The organism is Streptomyces sp. NPDC001732, assembly GCF_053596315.1.
Genome location: NZ_JBSFFY010000022.1, coordinates 97,233 through 114,622, shown reverse-complemented (window position 1 = coordinate 114,622; position 17,390 = coordinate 97,233). Strand labels below are relative to the sequence as shown.

The following is a 17,390-nucleotide window of genomic DNA, read 5'->3' as shown; positions in this document are numbered from 1 at the left end:
GTCAAGCCCCCACCCTCCGGATAACGCATACCACCGGCATATCGCAGGGATCATGAACCGTCACTACCCGACGACAACCCGAAAACCTCAGTAACTGACAGTCGGTCACTCCCGGTGGCTCATTGTGCAAGGAGTCCAAAGCCCCGGCTCTGCCGGTCGTTGTGGACCCCATACGGGATCTTGAGACCACGAACAACCCATGGAAGGTTCATGCCGCATGATCGATGAATTCGCGAAGGACAACCTGCACGGAAGACTGCGGCGGGACCGCGAGGCGCTGCTCTGGAAACTCGACGGCTTGTCCGAGTACGACGCCCGTCGGCCTTTGACGGCGACCGGGACCAACCTCCTCGGCCTGGTCAAACATGTGGCCACCGTCGAGGCCAGGTACTTCGGCGAGGTCTTCGACCGCCCTTCCCCGGAACCGCTGCCCCGGTGGCAGGACTCCGACGGCAGCGATCAGTGGGCGGCCGAGGGCGAGACCCGCGATCAGATCATCGGGTTCTACCGGCGCACGTGGGAACACTCGGACGCGACGATCGACGAGCTTCCCCTGGACGCCCCCGGCCACGTGCCGTGGTGGCCGGAGCCTTATGCCGACACGAACCTGTTCGCCGTCATGGTCCATGTCCTCGGCGAGACCATCCGGCACGCCGGGCACGCCGACATCCTGCGCGAGGGCCTCGACGGCCGGACCGGGTTGCGCGCCGAACACGAGCAGCAGATCGACGAGGAAGCCCGTGCAGCCTACTGCGCGAAGATCGAGCAGGCCGCCAGGTCGGCCGCATCGATCAAGGCTTAGAGGTCGCTTTCGTCCGACGTTTCATCCCGGGACGGGATGCTCTGTACCCTTCTTCGGGTAGTGCCAGGAGATGGTGTTCTCGCCGGTGAGGCGGCGGGCCAGGAGGTCGGTCATGGCCATGTGGATCACGGCCTCGGAGCGGGTGGGCAAGGTTTCGCAGTCGCGGTCCGGGCGGCGGTGGAGCATGAGTCGGCCGTAGGTTCGCTCGACCGCCCACCGCTTCGGGATCGGGGTGAAGCCCCTGCTCCCAGGCTTGCGGGCGGTGATCTCCATGTCGATGCCGGGGGTGGCGGCATGCTCGACGAGGTGCTGGCGGGAACCGCCGCCGACCCACGCCTTGCGGATGCGGGAAGTCGTGCGGGGGTACCGCCACTGGGCCCCGGTGCGGTCCACGTACAAGATCGCGTCCATGATGTCGCGCAGGCTGATCCCCCTCCTTGAGGCCGTGCCGTCCGTGCGAGGCAAACGCGGCAGGTTCCGGCGCCGTCCGGACGTGGTCCTGGGCGACCGCGGCCACGACTGCGACAAGTACCGCCGTCTGGTCCGGGGCCTCGATGTGAAACCGCGGATCGCCCGCCGGGAAACCGAACACGGATCCGGGCTCGGCACTCAACGCTGGGTCGTGGAGCGCGCGTTCGCCAGAAGGCTGCCGCCTGCGAACCACTCCGACTCATGCCGAGTGAGCCCAAGGGTCGTCCCGCAATGCCTGGTGGATCGGCGCGCGGCGTCGGATGCGGTGCATCGCGAGGCGGAGGGGTGCCCGCATGCTGGATGTGTTCGGGCGTTCCGACAACGCGGCGAGGACGGGGCCTCCTCTGCCCGAGCGCAGCCGGGAGCTCGGGGAAGTGGCTGTCGTCGTGCGCCCGCCGGGCATTGCGGGACAACCCTTGGCCTCCCCCCCATCACTCATTTCGTCAGGAGTTCCAAGTCGGGCAGCCGGATCACGTTGCCGTGGCCCGGCTGCCCGACTGACTGATCCGGGTCTGCCCGAGAAGTTTCAGAGGTTGCAAGGGCGGGCCCCGGGTGGCTGCTGCCCGGCCTGCGGGCGTCAGACCGCCTGAGGCCCCATGAGCCGGACGAGGAGGTCGTCGAGGCTGACCAGACCGGTGAGTTCCCCTTGTCCGTCCCGTACGACGGCCAGGGAGGCCCGACGCCGTCGCAACTGTTCGACGGCCTCGGACACCGTGGTCCCGGTGAGCAGCTCGGGCACGGGACGGGCGAGGTCGCGGGCGGTGAGGGCCCGGCCGCGGGTGCGGGCGACCAGGGCGTCGCGGGCGTGGACCGAGCCGAGGAAGCGATCGCCGTCCCGTACCAGGAGGCGCGAGCGGTCGGCCTCGGAGGCTTGGGCGAGGAGTGTGTCCAGGTCGGCGTCGGCCGGAACGGTGACGATGCGGGCGGCCGGGGTCTGCAGGTCCGCCACCGGGGTCTGGGGTTCGGTGAGGGAGCGGGTGATCAGCTGGGAGTCGGTCTTGTTGATCAGGCCGAGCCGCTCCGACTCCGCCACGAGGTGGGTGAGCTGTTCGCGGTTGTGGACGGCGGCCAGTTCGTCGCGGGGCTGGACGCGGCACATGCGTACGAGCGCGTTGCTGACCCTGTTGAGCAGCCAGAGCAGCGGGCGCACGGTCTTGACCAGGGCCCGGAAGGGAGGGGTGAGCAGCATGGCGGAGCGTTCGGGGTGGGCGATGGCCCAGGACTTGGGGGCCATCTCGCCGACGACCATGTGGAGGAAGACCACGATGATCATGGCCACGGCGAAGGCGATGCCGTAGCTGAGCGCCGTGGGCAGGCCCAGTTTCACCAGGAGCGGGTCGAGCTCGTGGGAGATCGCGGGCTTGGAGATGGAGCCGAGCCCCAAGGTGCAGATGGTGATGCCGAGTTGGGCGCCCGCGAGCATCAGGGAAAGCTCGCGCATGCCGGCGAGCGCGGCTCTGGCGCCGCGCTGCCCGTCCGCGACGGCCTTCTCGATGCGATGCCGCTTGGCGGCCACGAGCGCGAACTCGGCGGCGACGAAGAATCCGCTGCCGATCAGCAACAGGACGGTGATGAAGAGAGCCATGGGAAAGCTCATGCCTGCGTCTCCTCCGTGGCTGCGACGCGTTCGATGCGGACGCGTTCGGGGACGTGACGGTCGAGGCTCAGGACCTCGATGCGGACGCCGTCGACAGTGAGGCGGTCGCCGATGGTCGGGAAGCGGCCGAGCCGGTCGATGATCAGGCCGGCCACGGTGTCGTAGTCGTCCTCCTCCGGCAGTGCGATGCCGGTGGCCTCCTCGATCTCGTCGAGGCGGCGCCCGGCGTCGACCCGCCAGCCGTCGACGTCCGGGACGGCGAGGGCGACGACCTTGTCGTTCTCGTCCGCGATGTCGCCGACCAGTTCTTCGGCGATGTCCTCGTACGTCACGATGCCGGCGACACCGCCGTGCTCGTCCAGGACGACGGCGAACTCGTCGTCGCGCTCGCGCATCTGGGCGACGGCCTGCGGCAGCGGCAGGGTGTCGGGAAGGAGGAGAGGGCGCCGGGCCTTCTCTCCTGTGGTGAGGTCCTGGAAGCGCTCCACGGGCACCCGCATCAGCTCGCGTACGCCGAGAACCCCGGCGACATCGTCGGGATGGTCGCCCAGGACGGGGTAGTTGGAGTGGCCGTGCTCCGCGATCAGGTCGACGGCCTCGGCGAGGGCGGCGTCCTTGCGGACGAAGACGGCATCGGCGCGCGGCACCATCACCTCGTCGAGGGTCCGCTCGGAGAATTCCATGGCGTGGTCGAGCAGTTCGGCGGTGTCCGCGGGCAGCTCGCCCCGCTCGTGGGACTCGCCGATGAGGTGGCTGAGCTCTTCGAGGGTGGCGCCGTGGTGCAGTTCCTCGACCGGCTCGATGCCGACCTTGCGCAGCAGCTTGTTGGCGGCGCCGTCGAAGACGTGCACGACGGGGCCGACGATCTTGAGGTAGACGAGGGTCGAGGCGGCCAGCGACTTGGCGAGCCGCTCGGGCACGGCGAGGGCCAGGTTCTTCGGCGCCAGTTCGCCGAGCACCATCTGCAGGACGGTGGCGACGACGAACGCGAGCACGACGGAGATTGTCGAGACGACAGCGTTGGACAGGCCCGTTCCCCCCAGAGCGGGTTCGAGCAGCGCGGAGACGGACGGCTCGGCGAGGAAACCGACGACGAGGCCGGTGACGGTGATGCCGAGCTGGGCCCCGGAGAGCATGAAGGAGAGCCGTTCGAGCACCTTCAGTGCGCGGGCGGCCCGTTTGTCGCCCGCCTCGGCCTCACGGGCGAGCGCGAGACGGTCGGCGGCCACGTAGGCGAACTCCTGGGCGACGAAGTAGCCGGTGCCCGCGGTCAGGACGAGGACGGCCAGCAGGCCGAGAACGGCGTTCATCGGCTGCCGCCCCCCGTCGTCTCGGGGCGCGTCGATCTGGCGGACAAGGAGGTACTCCTTCATGGGGCGGTGATCAGAGCGGTGATCAGAACTGAGTATCTGCGGGTACGCGGCGGGCCGCGCGGGCTCATGCGGCGGCGGGGCCGACCAGCTCCTCCAGGAGGTCCTCCGTCGTCACGCAGCCGAGAACGGTGGCGGCCGGGCCGATGACCGGTGAGGTGACGGTGCCGCCCAGCTGGGTGCCGGAGAGCTGCACGGTCAGCTGCCGGACGGCACGCAACGCACTCTCCGCGCCGCGCTCCCCGACCTCGACGGCCCGTTTCAGCTCACCGCGCTCGACGGTGGTCAGCGAGAACTCGACCGCCACGAACACCGCACACGCAGGCGTGAGAGCCAGGGCCAGAAGCGGCTCGGTCACCGCGCCACACCCGCTCCCTGGCTCGACGCGGCCGGAGCGGCGGCACAGCTGGTAGCGGGAGGCTCACCCATTGCGGGTCGCTCCCTCCTTCTCGTCCTCGAACGAAATCAGTGGCCAGGCAGTCGCACAAATTTCTACACCACTGTAAAGGAAAGAGAAACGAGCATCGAGAGCCGAAGGCGCGGCTCCCTGTCAGGGCACGGGGAGGTCGGCGGTACGCGACTCGGGACGGGCGCGGGGCGACGGAAGGGCGGCGAGCTCTGTCTCCAGGGCGTCGAGTGCCCTGCGGGCCGGGTCGATCCGGTCCCTCAGCCGTTCGGCATCGGGTGGCGCGGGCGATTCCGGGGCGGGCCGTGCCTGCACGGGCCGTGATGACGTTTCGAGCGCACGGGCCTCCTCAAGGGAGTTGAGCACGACACCGACGAGAAGGTTGACCAGCACGAAGGAGCCGAGGAGGACGTGGCCGGCGAAGTGGAGGATGGTCCAGCGGGAGATCTCCAGGCCGATGCGTACGGCGTCACCCAGTCCGTCGAGGGTGATGAGCAGGAAGAGAGTGAGGACGGCGCGTCCGGTCGACCCGAAGCGTTCGGGATCGTTCGCACCGAGGAAGACCCGGCCGATCATCGCGTACACGTAGAGGAGCAGGCTGCCCACCATCAGAAAACTCAGCGTGCCGGGCAGGCTCTTGCCGACCGCGACGATGACGATGCGCAACTGAGGAAGGAAACGGGCGGCCCGCAGCACGCGAGCGAGCCGGAGCAGCCGCAGAGTGGAGCGGATGTTCCGCGGCTCGTCCGTCGCCGTTCGGCCTTCCTCGTGGCGGGAGCCGCCCCGGCAGCCATCCGCCTGTTCGTTCCGGACGGCGCGTTCGAACCCCCTTGCGGCGCGCTGCGGTTGAGGTATTCACCGCTGTTCTTCTACAGTTGTGTAGAGAATGCGGGGCGGGGCGCATGCGTGTTCCGGTTCCCCGTGCTCGTCCATTACTTCTGGGAGGGTGTCATGGCTTCGATCGACCTGGACAAGGTGCTGGACAAGGCGTGGGCGGACAAGGGTCTGCCCGAGATCCTCGCGGCTCCGGTCGCCGCGCTCAAGGGGGTGTCCGACCGGGACGGCGAACTCCTTCAGGAGGCGTTCGGGGTCAAGACGGTCTCCGATCTCGCGGAACTGAAGTACGTACGTTGGGCCCAGGCGCTTGCCGCGCTCGACGTTGCCCCCAAGTAGCCCTGGCGGTTGCCGTAGGTGCCCTCCGCCTTTTGCGGGGGCACCGCTGCCGTCCACGGCCGGTCGGCAGGCGTGTACCGGAAAGGCTGCGATCCGTTTACGCCCCCGAGGTGCCGACCGTGCCGATCGATGAAGCCGTATGGGAAACCGCCCTGCCCGGCGGCGGACCCGCTGATGGTGTGCGCGTCCGTGTGGCGGGGCGCCCCGACGTGATTCAGGTGATCCGTCCGTGCGAGATGGAGCCCCCGCAGAGCCGTATGCATGCGGCCGCCTTCCATGTCTACCGGCGGAACGGTCATGAGCCCGAGGGGCTGCGATACGCCTTCGATCCGGCGAGCCCCTGAGGTCGAGGGAGCCGCCGTGTCGCGGCGCGGGCGCTCTGCGGTCAGAGGGTGTTCCGGTGGGGAGCGCCTGTCGGCGCAGGCTGTACCGCAGTGTGTGCGGAGAGCTGTTCGACCACGAGTCGTATCACGGTGAGGATGGTGGGGTCTTCGATGAAGTACACCTGGCACCGTCCGTCCCTGCGGGCGCCGACGAGCCCGGACCTCTTGAGGGCGGCAAGGTGCTGACTGATCGTGGAGAGCGCCCCGCCGACCTGGTCCAAGAGGTTCGTCACGTTGGCCTCGCCCTGCGCCAGGGCCCGGAGGATGCGCAGCCGCGCCGGGGAGGCCAGCAGGCCGAAGGTCGCAGCCGCCTGTTCCAGGGTCTCGTCGGGCGCATCCCCGAGAGCGCCTTTGTCGTCCGCCGTCACCTGTTCGTACCCCTCTCCGGCCGACGGCGCCGCGCGCTGTCCGAATGTGCGCGCTCTGCCCGGCTCCGGCTCGTCCCGGGACGGTCCTCCCGCCCCTGTGCTTCTACATGCATGTAGATGGATCGAGGGTATACGGCCCGAAGTGCTGAACCGTACACGCGATTTGAGGGAGCGAACGGCTCATGGTGTTCAAACGCCCGCTCGGCTCGCTTTCGGTTTCAAGCCGGCGGACCTCGAACTCGGTCGCATCGGAGGGGCGGGGCAACAGCTGCCCTTCCACCGGGAGGCGGAACTCGCCCGGCGCCGCGGTACGCACACCAGGTCGACGGGATCGAGGTGACCTTCCTCGCAGGCCCGGCGGGGACGGAGATCACACCGGAGGCCGACGGGCGCGGCGGTTTCTTCTCCGAGGGGCACGGCGTGCTGAGCCGGTTCACCGCCGCTCACCCCGGCGTCGAGCAGATCGACTGGAACTCCCGGGTCGATGGCTGGATCCGTCAACTCGTCGAGCACCGTGCCTCAACCGCAGGGGCCTTCCGCTTCGTGAGCAAGGCGGATCGGCGTGTTGTGGATGACCGTCGCCGCTTCGGAACGGTTCAATTCCCGCTCCTGACCGGCCGATCGGAACAAAGGGGGTGACGTCGCCACCCGGTGACGTCACCCTCCTTTGTTTTCCGGTACGAACCGGTCAGATGGGGGTGGCCGCGTGCAGGATGAGGACGAGTGTGACGGCCGCGTTCGCCGAGGCCAGGGCCGACACGGCCGTGCCCGCCGCGGCTCCCCAGGCGGCCAGCCCGACGGTGGTGAACACCGGCGGCCAGATCCGCGTGGTGGGGGCCGGCCCGAGCAGGGCGGCAACCCGCCGTGGTACCGGCCCCGCGGCGGCGAAGTGGGCGAGCGTCGCCACGGGCGCGCCCCGGGAGAACAGCGCGGATTTGCCGACCGCCACGGCCACGGTTCGGCGGCTGCCGACCGCGAGCGCCGCTTCCTCGTCGGCCCATCGCTCCGCGGAGTAGGCGACGGCGGTGCGCAGCGGGCGCAGGAACGGGTTCGCACGCGCCGCGAGCTGCACGGTGAGCAGGAAGCGATGGTGGCGGCGGGTCAGATGGGCCCGCTCGTGGGCGAACAGGGCCCGCCGCTCGGGTCCGCTCAGCCCGGCCAGCATCCCGGTGGTGACCACGATCCTGTCCCGCCTGCCGGGCAGGGCGTAGGCGTACGGGACGTGGTCGGGCAGCACCGCCACGGACTTGTCGGACAGACCCGACAGGGCGTGCTCGGCCCGGCGGCGCACCCGAAGGTGCCGCCACACGACCTGTGTGCACGTGGCGAGCACGGCGAGCAGGGCCGGAATGGCGGCTCGGCCGGCGACCTCGTCGTAGGGAACGGCTTCGCGCACCTCCGGGTCCGACCATCCGTCCGGGAGCGGGTTGCCGGGCAGCTGCGCGGTTCCGACCACCATCAGCAGAGCCAGGCACAGAGTGCTGCACACCGCGAGCACGGCCGCGACACCCGTCAGCAACCAGGTCGCGGCTCTGGGGTGCAGATGCTGCTCGGCAAGGCGGGCGATCGGCCATGCCGTCAAGGGCAGTACCAGCGGCAGGAAGACGAAGACTCCCATGTGGCTAGTCTTCCTCCTCCGCCGACGGTTGCGCGAGCAGGTCCCGCAGCAGCCGCTCGTCGCCGGGCGAGAGCACGGTCACGAAACTTGCCAGCACGGCCTCGCGGTCCGCCTCGGAGTCCAGGACCTTCCGCATCCGCAGCGCGGCGAGACCGGCTTCGTCGGCGACCGCCGTCCACTTGAAGGAGCGGCCTGCGCGCTCGCGCACCACCGCGCCCTTGGCCTGCAGCCGGGTGAGGATGGTCATCACCGTGGTGTAGGCCAGACCCGTACCGAGGCGTTCCTGAACCCAGGCCGCGGTGACCGGCTCAGGTGCCTGGCGCAGCGCGGCAAGCACCTGCGTCTCCAGTTCCCCCTGGCCGCGTCGGCGCGTCGTGTGCTCGCTGTTGTGGTCCGTCATGCCGTCGACCTTCCGCCTCCCTGCCCCGCCTGCCGCTGGGACCGGTTCATCGTACTGACCCGCCACCTGCCCGTCCCTCCCCGTTTTCCCGGCCTCCACGAGGACCGCACGAATCGGGTACGCCCCCGCTCGAAGGAAGGGACCGGTTTCCCCGCCCTGCCGTGGTGCCGGGAAGAAGCTTCAGGAACTGCTCGTCGTCCGGGGAGAGTTCCGCGGCGAACGGCTGAGCACCGCGTTCCGCGGGGGCGTCACGGCAAGGTGTGCAGGGGTTGAGGGTCGGGCCGAGGGGGAGGGCCATGGAGACATGGCCTGGCACATCCCGCGCCGGCCGTGGCCTCGGCATCAGAGGTTGTCGACGTCGAGGAGGGGGCCGGCCTGTGCGGTCGAGCCGGCCCGAGATGCCCATCCGGACCCGGGGCGCGACCGGCTGCTGTCCGGATCCGCTCACCATCTTCTACAGTGCTGTAGATTTCAGATTCCGTTACTCGGCAGACCGGGCCAACTGCCCGGTCCTCGGCATGCGAAGGAATGTGACATGGGTGTGAGCCTCGCCAAGGGTGGCAACGTCTCGCTCAGCAAGGAGGCCCCAGGGCTGACCGCCGTCGTGGTCGGCCTGGGCTGGGACGTGCGGACGACCACCGGTACCGACTACGACCTGGACGCCAGCGCCCTGCTGCTCGACGAGTCCGGCAAGGTCGCCTCCAACCAGTACTTCGTCTTCTACAACAACCTGAAGAGCCCCGACGGCTCGGTCGAGCACACCGGCGAGGGCGAGGGCGACGACGAGAGCATCAAGGTGGACCTCGCCTCCGTTCCCGCCGAGATCGCGAGGATCTCCTTCCCGGTCTCCATCCACGACGCCGAGAACCGCGGTCACAGCTTCGGCCAGGTCCGCAATGCCTTCATCCGTGTCGTCAACCAGGCGAACAACGTCGAACTCGCCCGTTACGACCTGTCCGAGGACGCCGCGACGGAGACGGCGATGGTCTTCGGGGAGCTGTACCGGCACGGCAGCGAGTGGAAGTTCCGCGCCGTCGGTCAGGGGTACGCGAGCGGCCTGGCCGGCATCGCCGCCGACTTCGGCGTGCACGTCTGACCTGCCGCCCCGCTGCGGCTGGGTTCTGGCCGGGTCTCCGGGCCGCCCGACGCGGACATCCACTGCCTTGCCTGCCTCGCGTCCCGTTCCGCCTCACAGGTGGGGTCGGTACGCCCTGTGACCGGGGGATCCTCATGAATGACGAGTCGGCCCGCAACGGGGGCGCGGGCGGAGCCGAGTTCGAGCAGGCACTGCACGAGGCGCTCGCCGTCCCGGACATCCGCCAGGCGCTCGCCCTGCCGACCGCACCCGTCACCGCGGGCGAACTGCGCGCGCGGGCCCTGGCCGCCGCCGATGTCATCGCCGCCGAAGCGGCCGCCGAGTACGCCACCCTGAGTCGGCTGCGGGCCGCGGACGGGCGGGCGTCCCGCTCCCTGTCCGGTCGGGCCCGTCCCGCCGCCACCGGACACGGGCTGCTGGCGGCCCTGGTCGTACTCACGCCGGCGCTGTCCGCCGCGGCGGCAGTCATATTTCTTCTCCTCGGACACGTCCTCCAGCTGGTCGAAGCCGAGCGGTCGCTTGCCGACTCGCTCATCGGAACCGGCTGGGCGGCTCTCGTCGTGACGGCGGTCGCGGGGGCGGCCGCCGTGGTGGGGCTGTTCATCACCGCGGCCCGCCATCGGGCCACCTCCGGCAGGCCCGATGGCGTTGCCCTCGCGCACGCCCGAGCGGCATGGCGTAAAGCCCTGTTGGAGCGTGGACTGCTTCCCTTTCTCCGCCACCAGCTGCGGTTGCCGCCGACCGCAGCGCAGCAGCTCCCGCCCGTGCCGCCGACGGTGCGTCGGCGTTCCCGTCCGGGATACAGCAGGCCGGGCTTCACGGCACCCGCTTCCCCTTCGCAGGACTGAGTGCGAGGCGGCCTTCGTGTCGCGATTCCTTCGTGCCCGCAGAACCGGCGAACGGTGTTCCCGGCGCAATGCGGCAGGTCGCGGGCTGAATCGGGCGACTGTGCGGAGCCGGAGCCGGAGCCGGAGCCGTCAGGCGGGCGCCGTACTTGCTCCATCTTGTCCGTTGCGTTGTCGGAAAGGATCGCCCTCGGACCGGCCTCGCCGCCCTCCGTCCGAGTCTCGAAACATACCCTGCCCGTTTACTTCTACAGTGATGTAGATTTTCGTGGGAGAAATCGACGCGGCACCGAGCCGACACACCTCGGCTCTGAAGGAGGAGCACGGTGGGAGTCACACTGACCAAGGGCCAGCAGATCAGCCTGGACAAGGGCGACGGCGGGAAGCTGAACGTCGTGCGCATGGGGCTGGGTTGGCAGGCCGCGCCCCGCAAGGGCTTCCTCGCCAGGTTCACCGCCAAGGAGATCGACCTCGACGCGTCCGCAGTGCTTTTCGCCGGCCGAGAACCTGTGGATGTCGTCTTCTTCCAGCATCTGGTCAGCGACGACGGTTCGGTCCGTCACACCGGCGACAACCTCGTCGGTGGTGTGGGACAGGGCGGGGACGACGAGTCGATCCTCGTGGATCTGCCACGGCTTCCTGTCCACGTGGACCAGATCGTCTTCACCGTCAACTCCTTCACCGGCCAGACCTTCGCGGAGGTGGAGAACGCCTTCTGCCGCCTCATCGACGAGACCAGCGGCCAGGAGCTCGCCCGCTACACCCTCTCCGGCGGAGGGGCCTGCACCGCTCAGATCATGGCCAAGGTCCACCGCGTGGGTAACGGATGGAGCATGTCCGCCATCGGGGAACCGGCCGACGGCCGTACGTTCCAGGACTTGATGCCGGCCATCGCCCGTCACCTCTGACCCGACCACCTTGTCACCTGTCAACGGGAAGAAGACGGACGTCCATGCTCGGCAAGTCCCGCGATTGATCCAGCGGCGACCGGGTGCTCGACGGAGTGGGGAGACGCCTTGCCGGACGAGGCGAGGTCCCGACGACGTTCCCCGTGGCGGTGCGAGGTCCTCGGAGGACCTGTTCTGGACCGAGCAGACGCCATGGGCGCCGCCTCGGGCCGACAGTACGACAAGGAAGGATGTGACTGAAGAGTGTTCGACAGCTTGAAGGACCTCAAGGACAAGGCGGTGGAGTTGGCCGCCGAGCATGGCGATGCCGTCGGCCAGGGGCTGGAAAAGGTCGCCGAGGTCGTCGACGAAAAGACAGACGGCAAGTACAGCGACAAGATCGACAGCGGTCTCGAAAAGGCAAAGGACTACGTCGAAGGCCTCGGGGAAAAGGCCGCATCGGACTGAACCGGGCTCAGTGGCACGGTGCTGCGGATGCAGGCGGGCCCCGACGAATCGCTCCGTCGGACAGCGGATGACCCATGGGCTGCTTTCCGGGCCCTCGGCCGACGTGTCGGCGCGATGATGTTGACGACGGGGCCGGAGAAAGGCCCGCAAGGGGCTGGGTGCACCTGGTGTCCGGTCACGCCTCGGTGGCGGTCGACTGGCGGCTGTTCCTGCCACAGACCTGGGATTCCGCATCGCCGAAGGCGGACCCGGACAAGGTCGCACGCCGCGGGGCCTGTGGCATCCCCGACGACGTCGGCCATGCGGAGAAGGGGCAGCCGGCCCTCGACATGGCCGATGAGGCCCGTTCGTGGGACATCGAGCTGTCCCTGGCCATCGCGGACGCCGGATACGGTGACGCGGCGGCATCCCGGCTCGGCCTGAACGCCCGCGGCATGCACCACGTGGTCGGGATCTCCACCACGCTGTCGGCCTCAGGGTTGTCCCGCAGAAGCGGTGCCCGTATGCGAGCCGTACTCCGGGACCGGGCGTTCGCCCCAGCGGATGCCCTTCTCGCTGCGGTTGACGCCCCTACAGGGTGTTGTCGCCGATCGAGTAGCAGTCGTGGAAGTAGCGCACTCCGTGGGTGCGGTGGCAGGTGGCGGGCACCCGGTCAGGGTGTTTCCGGCGGGCCCGGCCGGGGCCTGCGGTGGGCCGGATTCTGAGCGGGCCGAACTCGTCGAGGGCGAAGACCCGGTCCGGGAAGCGGCCCACCACTTCCTCGGTCCGGTCCGGTCCGGCTTCGCCTCGCGCTCGGGGGCCAGGGGACTCCTTCCACGTCTTGGTGCGCTGGAAGGTGATGCTGCGGCGGGCGAGCAGGCAGCGTAATGCTTCGCGGCCGATGCGGATGACCCGACCGTGGACTTTCCGCAGGCAGGCGGCAAGTTTGCGCAGGGACCAGTGGTGAAGGGCCGGCCGGGCTCGGTGGGGCGGGTGGTGGCCGTCTGGATGACGAAGGCCTCGTCGTCAGAGCTGAGTTGGCGGGGACGGCCTCCCGCTCACTGAGGGTCCAGACAGGCCAGGCCGATCTTGTTGAACCGATGGATCACATCCCGGACGGTGTCCTCGTCGGCCTGCACCAGCTGTGCGATCACTGGCGCCCGGTTCTTGCCGACCGAGGCCGGCAGCATCATCGCGCGCCGGTAGCGCACCGAACTCGTGCTGCCGCGGCGCACGAGCTGCTGCAGCCGTTGCCCCTCCTGGTCGGTCTGCGCCCGCGGACGGGCTCGGCCACCGCGCCTCCAGCGGTCGGACCGGATGTCATCGCACATCCAACCGCCACAATCACCAACCCGGCGAACCCATGCCGTCAGAGTACTGGGAACAGCGTTTGTCAACGAATTACGGAGGCAATTGGTGGTCAATCGGCTCGTAAATGTTGAAGAGAAATGACGGCCCTGTGGTGACCACGCGCGGGGGTGTTTGCGTGCTCGGCGAAGTGCCCGGCCCAGTACGGAGGGAGGGGCTCGGTGACAGGTGTCTTGTCAGGAGGCTTGTTGACCTCAAGTTCGATTGAGATTCTAGCCTTTCCCTCAGTTGATCGTCTGGCGAGGGGAGAAGGCGCTCATGATTCTCGTGACGGGAGCCACCGGGAACATCGGCAGTGCTCTGTTGAAGGAGCTGCATGCGTGCGGCGCCGGGCCACTGCGGGGGCTCACTCGTGACGCTGCGCGGGCCTCGTTCCCCGAGGGGGTCGATGTAAATGAGGGTGACTTCGCTGACATGGCTTCGCTGAAGCCCGCGTTGGACGGGGTGCGCTCGCTGTTCCTCGTGTCGCGGATGGGCCCGGATGCCGACATCCTCGACGCCGCCCGGCAGGCCGGTGTCGAGCAGGTGGTGCTCGTGTCGTCCATCACCGTTCAGACCCATCCGCATCTGGGCCCTGCCCGCGAGAACCTGGCTGTCGAGCATCTCCTCAAGGACAGCGGCATGACCTGGACGATCCTGCGGCCGACGCAGTTCGCCTCGAACACGCTGTGGTGGGCGGCGTCAATCCGCGAGCACCAAGCGGTGCGCTTGCCATATGCAGACACCGGGCTCCCCACGATCCACCCTGCGGACATTGCGTCGGTGGCGCGGGTGGCGCTGACCGAGCCCGGTCACCAGGGGCGGACGTACGCGCTGACCGGCCCGGAGCGAGTGACGGCCCGGCAGCAGGTGGAGGCCATCGCGGCGGCCCTGGGGCGGGAGGTGCCCTTCGCAGAGATCAGCCGGGAGGAGGCCCACCGTCACATGTCCGCGTTCTTGGGAGACGAGGCCGCAGCCGCGGTGCTGGATGTGACGGGCGGGCACGTCAACGACGAACTGCTGACGGTACGCGACACGGTCTCAAGGGTCACCGGCTCCCCGGCCAGGCCATTTCACCAGTGGGTTGCGGAGAATGTCGCCGCCTTCCGCTGAGTCGCCCGGCCCTGATGGTGTTCATGCGTCCCGGTTGGGATTTTCACGTACGTGCCAGCAGCAGGACGGCCGGCAGCCCGTTGAACCTCGATCCACCGGCTGATGCCTGGGGATGACGTTTGGGAGGATGAAGGAGTGCCATGTGGCCTGTGATGATGGGAGTTCTTCACGCTTCCGGCACGCGCAATCAGCAAGGCGCTTCCGAGAGGCAGGTTTCCCGTACGTCGGAGGCGGTCTCCGCTGCGTTCGATGACCCGAATCTGATTGTGCGGGCCGGGCTGGTCCCGGGGGTGCGGCCGGCCGAGCGGTGTGGTCTGCCGCGACTGGGGGCGAAGAAGGTCAGGACGACCGGGATGAGGAACGGCGCGGGTGCGGCGGCGGACGTGAAGGTCCACCAGCATCGTGGGCGGCATGGGCGCAGGCGCAGACAGCATCGACGACCTCGACGTCCTGCGGCACGGTGTGGTGCCGACTGTGTTCGGCGGTATCCGTGCCCCTCCACGCTCGGCACTTTCCTGCGCGCGTTCACCCACGGCCATTGCGTCACGGCAAGGCAGCCGACTCCCGCGGCGCCTCGAAGCCGCAGCAGACGAACCGGTCTGTCCGCAGGGCCTGCACCGGTCTCTGGGCCTGCCCCCGACCCGGTGACGTAAGGCTGCCGGACGTCAGGTGAAGGGCAGGCCGAGAGTCATCGCCCGCCCCGGCAACCGGAGCCGGAACAGGCGCGTCGGCCCCAGGAGCGGGGGCTACCCTCTCTCTCTTGGGCTTGCCGTCGGCCGGCTGTCACCAGGCGGTGAGGTCGACCGCGTGGACGCAGTGCGGGTCGGTTTCGTCGGTCGTCCGGCGTTCCTTCTCGCGTACGAGTGCGGGGAGTGCGGCGAGCAGCGCGGTCAGTGCGCCGGTGAGGCGCACATCGACCGCGACCGGCCCGTCGGCCTCATCGACTGCGACGTAGAGCCGCATGCTGTCCTGCCCGGTGAGCAGGAAACCGCACAGCGGGGGGTCCGGCGGCGTCTCGGTGAACGGCCGGGCCAGTGTTCGCAGCACGCGCAGTACCCGGTCCGTGCGCGTCGGCGGAGCGGGCTCGACGACGGAGGTGTCCACCCGGACCAGAGGCATGCCCATCACGGACGTGTCCGGACGCGGGGGAGTGCCGGCTGCGAGTGTTCGTACCCAGCCCAGCACCAGCGGGGCGGTGACCGGCTCTCCGTCGTCGTCCACCAGCGGCACCTCGTAGGCGACCGGCGCATCCGGTTCCACGGGGTCACCGGCGCCGGTCACGACCCGGACCGCGTCCCGTGTCGGCAGCACCCCCCGCAGAAAGGTGACGCCGACGAGAGGCGCCGCCGTGTAGTCGAGGAGGAACTGCGTGAGGTACGCCTGCTGCTCGACCGTCTCCCCGTACGGGGTCTCTCCGTACGGGCCGTTCACTGGTTGATCCAGGACGGGCATTTGTTGACGCCCTTGCAGTAGGCCGTGATCACGCCGATCTTCTTGCCCTTGCCCGCGTCGTACTCACCGTCGGCCGTGCGGCGGGTGTACTGCACGATGACCACGACCTCGACCAGCCGGGTGCCGTTGCGGGCGACCCCGTAGTACTCCAGGCGCCCCCCGTTCTTCTTGTCCACCTTCCCGGCCAGAGCCGTGTCGACCACCCGGCACTTCTTGATGTTGTGCTTGCCGGAGAAATGATTCCAGCCGAGATCGCCGTTCCCGTACCGGGTGGGGATCACCCGCCCCTCGGGATCGGCCTGCTCGCACCGCACCTTCTTGTTCCAGTACCGCTGCGCCGACGCGTCGGACACCGGCCCGGCCACGAGTGCGGCACCTGCGACTGTCGCGGCAATGACGCTGATCAGTTTCATGACCGGACCGTGCCACACCCCGGCCGTGCATGCGCCTTCTTCACCACTGGAGTCCCCGGACGGATGACTCGGATCAGCACACGAAGAACCGCCCCGGCGGAGCTTCAGCCCGTCAGCACCCGGGGGGTACAGGTCAACGTCCGTGCTTCGTCATGGCCCATCTTGCGGACGGCATGCCAACTGGGCGGCTGTCCGACTCGCACCGATGAAGGAGTGGTTCATCCGCGCCGAGCAGGCGGGCGCCGAGCCGCTCGACTTCAACAAGCATCCGCCTGCTCGCCTCTTCACTCCGTCTCGATCGACGTCACGGGCAGTGTGCCTCGTCATGGCATCCCGTTGGAACGGTCGGCCGGCCGGGGAGTCGCTGATCAACGCCCGGTTGACGGTTCGCCGGGTTGGTGTGAGGTCGCGGCCCGGGGGACGGCTGAGAGGTGTCGTCACCCACGGACCGGCTCCCACATCGGGCCGCGAGCGACCGGCCCGGCTGCCGGGGCGGCTTCCTGGCCGGTCACTGTCTGCGACTCGTCGTTCAGGCGAGCACCGGTGTGGCAGCGGGCAAGTAGGGGGTGATGTTGTGCCAGGCGCGCTCGACGTATTCCTCCTTCTCGCCGACCGGGGCGACATAGTGCAGCGCGCTTTCGGCGGCGCCGTTGTCCTTGAGGCGGGCGATGATCCAGGCGGCGAGGTAGTGCGAGGCCAGGCAGCCGCCGGCGGTCGCAATGTTGTCCTTGGCGTAGAAGGGCTGGTTGAGCACCTCGACGCCGGCGGCGACGACCCAGGGCTTGGTGATCAAGTCGGTGCAAGCGGGGATGTCGTCGAGCAGGCCGAGCTCGGCCAGCACGAGCGCGCCGGAGCACTGTGCCGCGATGAGCTGGCGCGAGGGGTTCAGGCGACGCAGGACGCTCATGATCGCCGGGTCTTCGACGACCTCACGGGTGGCCATGCCGCTGCCGACGATGACGGCGTCAGCAGTGCACGCCTCCTCAAGAGTGGACATCTGCTCGATGACCACTCCGTTCATCGACGTCACCTTGGGACTTGGGGTGGCGATGGTGACGCGCCAGTCGTCGGTCTTGATGCGGTTGAGCACACCGAGCGCGATCAGAGAGTCGAGCTCGTTGTAACCCTCGAAGGTGAGGATGGCGATGTGCACGGCGGCTGTCCTTCCCGGTGGGTGGGTCTTGACCGTAAAGACCCACGAA

Annotated in this window: 16 protein-coding genes and 7 pseudogenes; 11 read left to right on the top strand and 12 right to left on the bottom strand. The window is 69.0% G+C overall.

Features of this window, described 5'->3' with window-relative positions; genetic code table 11:
- The first annotated feature begins 217 nt into the window (after nt 1-217).
- Nucleotides 218-802, top strand: a complete 585-nt coding sequence (locus ACWCXX_RS22065; RefSeq protein ID WP_451129708.1) for a DinB family protein — start codon at nt 218-220, stop codon at nt 800-802.
- A 21-nt stretch (nt 803-823) separates the two neighbouring features.
- On the opposite strand, the pseudogene ACWCXX_RS22060 reads toward ACWCXX_RS22065, so the two are convergent.
- Nucleotides 824-1,147, bottom strand: a pseudogene (locus tag ACWCXX_RS22060) (IS5 family transposase); the annotation flags it as partial.
- Between the two features lie 76 nt (nt 1,148-1,223).
- Here ACWCXX_RS22060 and ACWCXX_RS22055 point away from each other — a divergent pair.
- A pseudogene (locus ACWCXX_RS22055) lies at nt 1,224-1,442 on the top strand (IS5/IS1182 family transposase); the annotation flags it as partial.
- Between the two features lie 408 nt (nt 1,443-1,850).
- On the opposite strand, the gene ACWCXX_RS22050 reads toward ACWCXX_RS22055, so the two are convergent.
- The 4 genes and pseudogenes from ACWCXX_RS22050 to ACWCXX_RS22035 all read right to left on the bottom strand — a co-directional run.
- Nucleotides 1,851-2,870 carry a hemolysin family protein gene (locus ACWCXX_RS22050; RefSeq protein WP_451129706.1) on the bottom strand — a complete coding sequence of 340 codons (1,020 nt, stop codon included), beginning with the start codon at nt 2,868-2,870 and terminating at the stop codon, nt 1,851-1,853.
- Nucleotides 2,867-4,180 carry a hemolysin family protein gene (locus ACWCXX_RS22045; protein ID WP_451129714.1) on the bottom strand — a complete coding sequence of 438 codons (1,314 nt, stop codon included), beginning with the start codon at nt 4,178-4,180 and terminating at the stop codon, nt 2,867-2,869. The genes ACWCXX_RS22050 and ACWCXX_RS22045 overlap by 4 nt, the downstream gene beginning before the upstream one ends.
- Nucleotides 4,181-4,373: 193 nt before the next feature.
- Nucleotides 4,374-4,598, bottom strand: a pseudogene (locus ACWCXX_RS22040) (CNNM domain-containing protein); the annotation flags it as partial.
- Between the two features lie 192 nt (nt 4,599-4,790).
- Nucleotides 4,791-5,384, bottom strand: a pseudogene (locus tag ACWCXX_RS22035) (ion transporter); the annotation flags it as partial.
- A 213-nt stretch (nt 5,385-5,597) separates the two neighbouring features.
- Between ACWCXX_RS22035 and ACWCXX_RS22030 the strand changes: the two are divergent.
- Nucleotides 5,598-5,819, top strand: coding sequence for a hypothetical protein (locus ACWCXX_RS22030; protein ID WP_451129705.1), 222 nt, complete (start codon nt 5,598-5,600; stop codon nt 5,817-5,819).
- 119 nt (nt 5,820-5,938) lie between these two features.
- Entirely contained in the window at nt 5,939-6,163 is a 225-nt protein-coding gene (locus ACWCXX_RS22025; RefSeq protein ID WP_451129703.1) for a hypothetical protein, read from the top strand.
- Nucleotides 6,164-6,204: 41 nt separating this feature from the next.
- Here the strand turns inward: ACWCXX_RS22025 and ACWCXX_RS22020 are convergent, their stop codons facing one another.
- Nucleotides 6,205-6,570: an ArsR/SmtB family transcription factor gene (locus tag ACWCXX_RS22020; protein ID WP_451129701.1), complete on the bottom strand. Its 366-nt coding sequence runs from the start codon at nt 6,568-6,570 to the stop codon at nt 6,205-6,207.
- 202 nt (nt 6,571-6,772) lie between these two features.
- Here ACWCXX_RS22020 and ACWCXX_RS22015 point away from each other — a divergent pair.
- Nucleotides 6,773-7,092: pseudogene (locus ACWCXX_RS22015) on the top strand (sporulation protein); the annotation flags it as partial.
- A 166-nt stretch (nt 7,093-7,258) separates the two neighbouring features.
- On the opposite strand, the gene ACWCXX_RS22010 reads toward ACWCXX_RS22015, so the two are convergent.
- The gene (locus tag ACWCXX_RS22010) at nt 7,259-8,188 is read right to left on the bottom strand and encodes a M56 family metallopeptidase (protein WP_451129699.1); all 930 of its coding nucleotides are present in this window, start codon (nt 8,186-8,188) and stop codon (nt 7,259-7,261) included.
- Nucleotides 8,189-8,192: 4 nt separating this feature from the next.
- Complete coding sequence (locus tag ACWCXX_RS22005) at nt 8,193-8,588, bottom strand: BlaI/MecI/CopY family transcriptional regulator (RefSeq protein WP_451129697.1); 396 nt, start codon at nt 8,586-8,588, stop codon at nt 8,193-8,195.
- A gap of 535 nt (nt 8,589-9,123) precedes the next feature.
- Here ACWCXX_RS22005 and ACWCXX_RS22000 point away from each other — a divergent pair.
- The 5 genes and pseudogenes from ACWCXX_RS22000 to ACWCXX_RS21980 form a co-directional block, all read left to right on the top strand.
- Nucleotides 9,124-9,684, top strand: coding sequence for a TerD family protein (locus ACWCXX_RS22000; RefSeq protein WP_451129695.1), 561 nt, complete (start codon nt 9,124-9,126; stop codon nt 9,682-9,684).
- 134 nt (nt 9,685-9,818) lie between these two features.
- Entirely contained in the window at nt 9,819-10,532 is a 714-nt protein-coding gene (locus ACWCXX_RS21995) for a hypothetical protein (protein WP_451129693.1), read from the top strand.
- 323 nt (nt 10,533-10,855) lie between these two features.
- On the top strand, nt 10,856-11,437 hold the full coding sequence (locus ACWCXX_RS21990; RefSeq protein ID WP_451129691.1) for a TerD family protein: 582 nt from the start codon (nt 10,856-10,858) through the stop codon (nt 11,435-11,437).
- A gap of 243 nt (nt 11,438-11,680) precedes the next feature.
- Nucleotides 11,681-11,884 (top strand): antitoxin, encoded by a 204-nt coding sequence (locus tag ACWCXX_RS21985; RefSeq protein WP_451129689.1) that lies wholly within the window; start codon nt 11,681-11,683, stop codon nt 11,882-11,884.
- Between the two features lie 74 nt (nt 11,885-11,958).
- Nucleotides 11,959-12,294 (top strand): annotated as a pseudogene (locus ACWCXX_RS21980) (transposase); the annotation flags it as partial.
- 135 nt (nt 12,295-12,429) lie between these two features.
- Here the strand turns inward: ACWCXX_RS21980 and ACWCXX_RS21975 are convergent.
- Nucleotides 12,430-13,194 (bottom strand): annotated as a pseudogene (locus tag ACWCXX_RS21975) (helix-turn-helix domain-containing protein); the annotation flags it as partial.
- A 295-nt stretch (nt 13,195-13,489) separates the two neighbouring features.
- On the opposite strand from ACWCXX_RS21975, the gene ACWCXX_RS21970 reads away from it, so the two are divergent.
- Nucleotides 13,490-14,323: an NAD(P)H-binding protein gene (locus ACWCXX_RS21970; RefSeq protein ID WP_451129687.1), complete on the top strand. Its 834-nt coding sequence runs from the start codon at nt 13,490-13,492 to the stop codon at nt 14,321-14,323.
- Between the two features lie 783 nt (nt 14,324-15,106).
- Here ACWCXX_RS21970 and ACWCXX_RS21965 read toward each other — a convergent pair.
- The 3 genes from ACWCXX_RS21965 to ACWCXX_RS21955 all read right to left on the bottom strand — a co-directional run bounded on the left by ACWCXX_RS21965 (nt 15,107) and on the right by ACWCXX_RS21955 (nt 17,341).
- The gene (locus tag ACWCXX_RS21965) at nt 15,107-15,754 is read right to left on the bottom strand and encodes a hypothetical protein (protein ID WP_451129686.1); all 648 of its coding nucleotides are present in this window, start codon (nt 15,752-15,754) and stop codon (nt 15,107-15,109) included.
- A complete protein-coding gene (locus ACWCXX_RS21960; RefSeq protein ID WP_451129684.1) occupies nt 15,751-16,188 on the bottom strand; it encodes a hypothetical protein in 438 nt (145 codons plus the stop codon). The genes ACWCXX_RS21965 and ACWCXX_RS21960 overlap by 4 nt, the downstream gene beginning before the upstream one ends.
- Before the next feature lie 529 nt (nt 16,189-16,717).
- Entirely contained in the window at nt 16,718-17,341 is a 624-nt protein-coding gene (locus ACWCXX_RS21955) for a DJ-1/PfpI family protein (RefSeq protein WP_451129682.1), read from the bottom strand.
- Between the last annotated feature and the right edge of the window lie 49 nt (nt 17,342-17,390).